We start from the raw sequence: 6,594 nt of genomic DNA, 5'->3' as shown, positions 1-6,594 counted from the left end.
GTTCGGATCTCTGTGATCCGAACCAGGCCTCGCCGCGACAGACAGGAGTGGCGCTACCGGCTCAGACGTTGACGCCGTAGTCCGTGGCGATCCCGGCCAGTCCCGACGCGTAACCCTGGCCGACCGCGCGGAACTTCCACTCGCCTCCGTGGCGGTAGAGCTCGCCGAAGACCATGGCCGTCTCGGTCGAGGCGTCCTCGCTCAGGTCGTAGCGGGCGAGTTCGGCGTTGTTGGCGCGGTTCACGACGCGGATGAAGGCATTGCTGACCTGGCCGAAGCTCTGGCCGCGGGACTGCGCGTCGTGTATCGAGACCGGGAAGACGATCTTCGCGACCTCGGCGGGCACAGTGGCCAGCTCGACGTTGATGGACTCGTCGTCGCCCTCCCCCTCGCCGGTGAGGTTGTCGCCGGTGTGCTGGACCGAACCGTCCGGGCTGGTGAGGTTGTTGTAGAAGACGAAGTGCAGGTCGGAGACGACCTTGCCCGCGCCGGTGCACAACAGGGCGCTGGCATCGAGGTCGTAGTCCGCACCGGTGGTGGTGCGGACGTCCCAGCCGAGGCCGATCGTCACGGCGGTGAGACCCGGAGCCTCCTTGCTCAGCGAGACGTTGCCGCCCTTGGACAGAGTCACTCCCACGGCTCTTCCTCCATGTTCTGGTGTCTTTGTGCGCTCGTCCTGTTCAAACGCCGGGACGGCTCAGCTGGTTCCACCAGTTGCGCAAGCAGCGAAACGTCGGGGGCAACACAGGGGCGCGGGAACCCTGTTCAGTGCGCGGTGCCCGCGGCCTCGGCGGCCGGGCGGGAGGCGGGCTCCGGCTCGTCGACGGTGGTCGCGGCCGGCGCGATCACCTGCGCGGCGGCCCCCGGGGCGGGCGCGTCGGGAGCGGCGCTCTCGTCCTTCATCGCCTTGGTCTCGCTCTTGAGGATGCGCATCGACTTGCCCAGCGCGCGGGCGGTGTCGGGCAGCTTCTTCGAGCCGAACAGCACCACGAGCACGATCGCCAAGACCAGCAGGTGCCAGGGTTCCAGTCCGTTGCGGAGCATCGCGTCCCCACTCTTCCTTGCATCGGTCGAGGAACGCGCCGTCGGCCGCCGCCCTCAACGAAGGTTGCTACTTTGCGCAACTGTACAACCATCAACGGGACCTGCGACAAGTCCCTCGGCGAGCCGGTCGTACCGGGCCCGAGCGGCCTTCAGTGCGACCGCGTACAGCGCGAGGACGGCGGCGAGCAGGACGTAGTAGAGGGCCGGCAGCGCCGTCATGCCGAGCGGCGGGCCGAGAGGGGACAGCGGGAGCAACAGCCCCGCACCGGCGAGGGCGGCCGCGGCCCCGGCGACCGGGCCCGGTGCCCGACGGCCCTCGGCGCCGCGCCGGCCAAGACGCAGGAGCAGCATGACCAGCGCCTGGGTCGTCAGGTTCTCGGTGAACCAGCCCGAGTGGAACACCGCCGCGTCGTCCATGGCCTCCGGCCCGTGCAGGGCGAGCGCGAGGATCCCGAAGGTGGCCAGGTCGGCCACGGCGTTGAGCACGCCGAAGCCGGTGATGAAGCGCAGCAGGTCACGGGGGCGCAGCCCGGTGGGCCGGCGCAGGGTGTCCGGATGCGGGCGCTCGTGGGCGAAGGCGAGCTGTGCCGCGTCGAAGCACAGGTTCTGCGCCAGCACCTGCGCCGGAAGCATCGGCAGGAAGGGCAGCAGGAGCCCGGCGGCGAGCATCGCGATGACGTTGCCCAGGTTCGAGGAGAGCGTGATGCGCAGATACATGGTGATGGTGACGCCGCCCTGCCGTCCCGCCGTCACGGCCTGGTCGATCGCGGTGAGGTCCTTCTCCGCGAGCACCACGTCGGCGTTCTCCCGGGCCACGTCGACGGCGTCGCGCGGGGCGATCCCGACGTCGGCGGCGCGCAGCGCGGGCAGGTCGTTGACCCCGTCGCCGAGGAAGCCGACGGTGTGCCCGGCAGCCCGCAGGGCGGCGGTGATCCGGGCCTTGTGCTCGGGGGTGCAGCGCGCGAAGACGGTCGTACGGCGAACGGCTTCGGCGAGTTCGGCGTCGGTGAGGGCGTCGATGCGGTCCGCGGTCCACACCTCGCCCGGCTCCAGGCCCAGGGCGCGGCACGTGCCGGCCGCCGAGCCCGGGTGGTCGCCGGTGAGGACCTTGATGGCGATGCCCCGGCCGGCGAGGGCGCGCAGCGCGTCCGCGGCGGTCGGTGCGAGCGCGTCACCGAGGACGACGAAGCCGCGGAAGGTCAGACCGCGTTCGTCGGCGGGCGCGTAGGCACCGGTGCTGGTTCCTGTCCCGGTACAGGCCTGGCGTTCGGCGGTGGCGACGGCGAGCAGCCGCCCCCCGTCGGCCGCCTCGCGCGCGGCGAGAGCGAGCAGCCGCTCCCGTTCGTCCTGCTCCAGTACGCAGCGCTCCAGTACGTTCTCGACGGCGCCCTTGACGACCAGTGTGCGGACGCCGAGGCGGGCCGGGTCGCGGACCACCGCGGTGGCGAGACGGCGTACGGGATCGAAGGGCAGCGCCGCCACTCCGTCGTACTGCTCACCGGCCGGGCCCGCCGCGTCCAGGAGCGCCTCGTCGAGCGCGTCCGGAGCGGGCAGCTCGGCGAGCTGGAGCGTCCACCAGACGTTGACGGCAGCCCAGTGCAGGACGTCGGGATCGTCCTTGCCGTCCGCGTCCAGGGCACGTTCGACCACCGGACGGTCCTGGGTGAGGGTGCCGGTCTTGTCCAGGCACAGCACGTCGACGGCGCCGAGGTCGTGCAGCGCGGGCAGCCGCTTGACGATCACGCCATGGGTGCGGGCCAGCCGTGCCGCGCCGCGGGCCAGGCACAGGGTGACGATCACCGGCAGCATCTCGGGGGTCAGCCCGACCGCCACCGCGACGGCGAACGGCAACGTCTCCAAGCCGCGCCCGCGGACCGCCGCGTTCGCCATCAGAACCAGCGGCGGCGTCAGCAGCATGAAGCGGATGAGCACCCGGGAGACGCCGAGCACCGACCGGTCGAAGGCACTCGCCTCGCGACGCACGCGCCGTCCTGCGGCTCCCGGTCCGGCCTTGGAGCCGTCGAAGGCGGATCCGAACCGCGTTCGCGCTCCCGTCGCGATGACGACCGCGGTGCCGCTGCCCGAGGCGACACCGCTGCCCAGGAAGCAGAGCTGCGGCTGCTGGAGGATCCCGTCGTGCGACAGCGGGCCGGGGGTGTCGATCGCCTTCTTGGCCACCGGTGCGGCCTCGCCCGTCAGCACGGCCTGGTGCACGGTGAGGCCGGTCGCCCGGAGCAGCCGTACGTCGGCGGGGATCAGGTCGCCGGGGCCGAGCCGGATCACATCGCCCGGCACCAGCTCGCCGACGGGGATCTCGCGGGCGTGCCCGGGCCCGTCCGTGTCGGCGCGCCGCAGCACGGTGGCCGTCGTGGCGACCAGGTCGCGCAGGCCCGCCATGGACCGGTCGGCCCGGTGCTCGCCGGACGTCCGCAGCAGACAACTGACCACCACCAGACAGAGGATCACACCGGCGGTCCCCCAGGCGGCCACGGTGGCCGACACGAGACCGAGGCACAGGAGCACCGCGGTGAAGGGGTCGCGCAGGCCCCGGACGAAGCGGCGCGGCCAGGACTCCGTACGCCAGGCCGTGATCGTGTTCGCGCCGTGGCGGACCAGCCGTTGCCCGGCCTGCGCCTCGGTCAGGCCGCGCGGCCCGGTGTCCAGATGCCGCAGCAGTTGGAGGGAGGTGAACGAGGCGAGGTCCTCAGGTCTGTCACCCGGTCCGTCACCTGCTCTGTCGCCGAGCTCTGCCGCCCCGCCGTGCGGCCCGTGCCGTCCACGCGGCGGACCGGCGGTCGCGGCGGTGTCAGGCGCCAAGGCCGCGGATCCGACGCGCCGCCGTCGGAATGTGAGGCTCGGCGCTGTCGCCATGGTCTGCGTTGTGGGCACGGTCGCCGCCGTGGGCGCGGTCGGCCCGCTCGGTCAGCTGGCCGACCATGAGTCGTACGACGGTCACGACGTCCGGGTCGTCGACGAAGTACACCTGTCGTCGCCCCTCGCGTCGGGAGCGCACAAGACCGGCGAGCTTGAGCTTTGTCAGGTGCTGGCTCACCGCGGGCAACGCCCCGCCCACCCGTTCGGCGAGCCCGGTCACATCGCTCTCGCCCTGCGCCAGCGCCCACACGATGTGCAGTCGCGCCGACGAGGCGAGCAGCCCGAAGGCCGCGGCGGCCTCCGCCAGCACCTCGACGGACGGATCCTCGAAGCCGCCGACCTCTGCCGCCACCGTCGTCCTCCCGTCCCGCCAGGGCCGTTTCGTGTGAAGCGCCAGTCTAGGGCGCCGCCGGCCATGCCTCGGGCTCCGTCGCCCCCGCCGGGGCAGCCCTACGACCGGCCGCACGTCAGCCCTCTGCACGCCGGCTCGCACCTCACTGTCAGTGCCGTGGTGCACACTCACGATCAGTTGCCACGCGTCTGGGGAGGACACCGTGTTCACGGGGATGGACGAGGTCGATTGGGCCGCCATGCGACATGCGTACGGAAGCGCGGACAAGGTTCCGGATCTGCTGCGAGGGCTTGCCTCCTCCTGCCCGGACGAGCGTGAGAGCGCCCTCGACGGGATGTACGGCGCCGTCCACCACCAGGGCGATGTGTACGACTCGACTCTCGCGTGCATCCCGTTCCTGTTCGCGCTGATCACGCACCCGGAGGTGCCCGACCGGGGCGCCCTCGTGGAGTTGCTCGTGAGCATCGGCGGAGGAGACGCGGACGAGTCCTTCGACGGCGACGACCGCAAGGACGAGTACGACGACGGGGACGAGTACGGCAACGACGGGGCCGGGGCCGGGGACAACTACGCGATGGCACGGGCCGCGATTCGGGCGGGTGCCGCCGTCTTCGCCGAGCTGATCGAGGACCGGGATCCGGAAGTACGCCGGGCGGCGCCCTGTGCGCTGGTGCGGTTCCTCGACGAACCCGCCCGCGTACTCGGCCTGTTGGGTGAGCGCATGGAGACCGAGCCGGACCGCCGGGTCCGGCCCGCCCTGGTCGAGGGCCTCGGACTGTTCGCCCGACGGCATCCGGCCGCTGCCGCTCCGGCCGTCGACAGCCTGATCGCGCTCAGCGTCGCCCCCGACGCCCCGGGCGAGCGGCTCGCCGCGCTCGGCCAGCTCGCCGGCTGTGCGCCCGAGCGACTGCCGTCCGACCTCGCGCCCACCGTCATCGCTCTGCTCCGGGCCAGGTCGCAGGAGTCCGCGGAGCCGGAGGAACCCGAGCGCCCGGCCACCGACACGCTCATCGGTCAACTGCGGGTGCTGCGGCCCGCGGACGAGGAGGGCTCGCGGCTGCTGCGGACGCTCCACTCCGCGCTCGGCGATTGTACGGCCGACCGGATCGCCCTGCTCAACGGGCAGTTGACGAGCGAGGCGCCGGCCGACCGATGCAACGCCGTGTGGATGTCCGCGGGGCTGTTCCGCGAGTGGCGTGCCTCCTACGAGAAGCCCATCGCACTGATCGGCGAGCAACTCGACGCGGACGACACACGGTTGCGCGAAGCCGCGGTCCATGTGCTGGACGGTCTCTTCGAGCTGGCAGCACCGGCCGCCGAGCACCTGGCCGCGGCGGTTGCGGCACGTCCCGAGTCCTGGGTCCGGCACTGGGAGCGCGGGGCACCGACGCTGGGCGACGCACTGAAGACCCTGGCGAGGACGGGCGACCCCCGGGCTGTGCCGCCACTCCTTCAGTTGCTGAAGCAGCCGGTCGTGCCGTACGACCTCGGGCGCATCGTCGCATACGTGGGCCCGGCGGCGGCCCCGCTGGCTCCCCTGCTGCGGACACGGCTCGGCGACGTCCCCCTCGACGCCGCCGACACCTACGACCGGGCCGCGCCGCTGCTGCTCGCGCTGAGCGCCCTGCGCCACGAGGCCGCGGTGCCGGAAGTACTGCGGCTGCTGCCGGACGAGGTGCCGGACAGGAGCGCACTCGTGGAGGCGGCGGTCCGCACACTCGGCGCGTTCGGCCCGGCGGCGCACGAGGCGATACCGGCGCTGCGTGACCTGCTGACCAGCGACTGCGCGGCGACGGCGGCAGCCGCGCTCTGGTCCGTGGAGGAGGACGCGAAGACCGTACTTCCGGTACTGCGAAGGGAGTTGACGTCCGGGCGACCGAGGCAGCGGCAAGCGGCCGCCGAAGCCCTGGGCCGTCTGGGGGCCTCGGCAGGCGCAGCGGTTCCCGCCCTGCGCGGCACCGCCGAGACCGACGACGCGGGCGGCGGGCGGGTGTGGGAGCGTACGGCCGCCGCCTGCGCTCTGTGGGACATCACGGGGGCCCCGGAGCCGATCCTGCCGGTGCTCCGTCACGCGTGGCACGAGAACCCGTACACCCGCGGCACGATCGCCGCGTGTCTGTCCCGGATGGGCCGGGCGGCGACGCCGGCTCATGACCTGCTCCGTACGGAACTCGGCACGACACGGCGGCACCTGGCGCGTTCCGGTGGCTACGGCGGCGGCGACATCCTTGAGGACGAACGGCTCCGGCGCGAGGCCGCGTTCCTGTCCGGTGGTCCGGCCCGGGTCGCCGAGCTGACCCTGGTGTCGATGGCCCGGCAACGCC

5 protein-coding genes are annotated in these 6,594 nt (G+C 72.8%); 1 reads left to right on the top strand and 4 read right to left on the bottom strand.

All coding sequences use genetic code 11. The features are described from left to right. Nucleotides 1–61: 61 nt before the first annotated feature. From ABZS97_RS42910 to ABZS97_RS42895, 4 genes are all read right to left on the bottom strand, one after another. The gene (locus ABZS97_RS42910; protein WP_356149027.1) at nt 62–637 is read right to left on the bottom strand and encodes a TerD family protein; all 576 of its coding nucleotides are present in this window, start codon (nt 635–637) and stop codon (nt 62–64) included. A gap of 128 nt (nt 638–765) precedes the next feature. Further along, nucleotides 766–1,044: a Sec-independent protein translocase subunit TatA gene (gene tatA / locus ABZS97_RS42905; RefSeq protein WP_356149024.1), complete on the bottom strand. Its 279-nt coding sequence runs from the start codon at nt 1,042–1,044 to the stop codon at nt 766–768. Nucleotides 1,045–1,098: 54 nt separating this feature from the next. After that, nucleotides 1,099–3,720, bottom strand: coding sequence for a magnesium-translocating P-type ATPase (gene mgtA / locus ABZS97_RS42900; protein ID WP_356149030.1), 2,622 nt, complete (start codon nt 3,718–3,720; stop codon nt 1,099–1,101). A gap of 130 nt (nt 3,721–3,850) precedes the next feature. Continuing rightward, nucleotides 3,851–4,270: a metalloregulator ArsR/SmtB family transcription factor gene (locus ABZS97_RS42895; RefSeq protein WP_356149021.1), complete on the bottom strand. Its 420-nt coding sequence runs from the start codon at nt 4,268–4,270 to the stop codon at nt 3,851–3,853. Nucleotides 4,271–4,484: 214 nt separating this feature from the next. Between ABZS97_RS42895 and ABZS97_RS42890 the strand changes: the two genes are divergently transcribed. Further along, nucleotides 4,485–6,594 (top strand): HEAT repeat domain-containing protein (locus ABZS97_RS42890; protein WP_356149015.1); only part of this gene is annotated, 2,110 nt, incomplete at its 3' end.

Source organism: Streptomyces sp. NPDC005485, assembly GCF_040606085.1.
Classification (GTDB): domain Bacteria; phylum Actinomycetota; class Actinomycetes; order Streptomycetales; family Streptomycetaceae; genus Streptomyces.
The sequence above is the reverse complement of the archived record's forward strand: the minus strand, read 5'-3'. Positions and strand labels throughout refer to the sequence as shown.